This window comes from Pontibacter beigongshangensis (assembly GCF_014332515.1).
GTDB lineage: Bacteria > Bacteroidota > Bacteroidia > Cytophagales > Hymenobacteraceae > Pontibacter > Pontibacter beigongshangensis.
Genome location: NZ_VFSD01000064.1, coordinates 1 through 816, shown reverse-complemented (window position 1 = coordinate 816; position 816 = coordinate 1). Strand labels below are relative to the sequence as shown.

The following is an 816-nucleotide window of genomic DNA, read 5'->3' as shown; positions in this document are numbered from 1 at the left end:
GGTAGTCCTATAAAAGTAATGATAAGTTGTAGTTAGCGACAAAGAATCTAATCGCCATCAGGTGCCTATCGAGCCTCTTTGAGAAGGATAGTGCCTTCCTCACCAGCCTGGAGCATCTCTGTCTGACTGTGCAGAAAAACCTCTCGACATGATTGGTGTCTTTCTTCATTTTAGAGGGTTTATGCCGCTGCTCGGGTACTACTTGCTTGTAGGCATCCCAGTCATCAGTGAAGAAAGTTGCCTGCTGCCTGTAGTGCTCGGGGATGCTGTCCCACAAGCCCTTGGCACCTGTTGCGCCCCTGTCTGCCAGGTGCAGGGCTACAATCTGCCTGCTTTTCCTGTCCTGCGCCACCCAAAGCCACTTTTTATTGGCCTTGCAGCCCACAAAGCTCCACAGCTCATCGCTTTCGCACTCATAGCAGTTCAGTTGCAGTTCTGCCTGAGCGCTCACCTGTGCGTTTAAGTCGGCAGGAACCTCCCTGTAAAGCTCATCCATGTAGCGGTAAAGGTGATAGGCAGCTATATCTAAAACTCTGCAGATGCCTTCCAGCGAGAGCCGCTCCAGCAAGAGGAGCTCAATGAGCTTTTTCTGCTCTGTGTTCAGACTCTGGTTTTGCCGATTAAAAACAAACTGCCTCCTGCAGTCCTTGCACTTGCCTCTGGCTTTACCATAGTAGGTTTTACCGTTTTTGACTATATTCACACTGCCGCAGTAGTAGCATGACTTGTTCATGATGGTATAAAAGTTGTTCGCACTCCTTTTTACCACTACTGCGGTCTTTTTGGTTTTTCCATCATTACTTCTGCAGGACCACC

The 816-nt window shown here is 49.0% G+C and carries 1 protein-coding gene; it reads right to left on the bottom strand.

Going from position 1 to position 816, the window contains the following annotated elements; all coding sequences use genetic code 11:
* Positions 1-7 precede the first annotated feature (7 nt).
* Positions 8-733: an IS1 family transposase gene (locus FJM74_RS22105; protein ID WP_187264823.1), complete on the bottom strand. Its 726-nt coding sequence runs from the start codon at positions 731-733 to the stop codon at positions 8-10.
* Positions 734-816 lie beyond the last annotated feature (83 nt).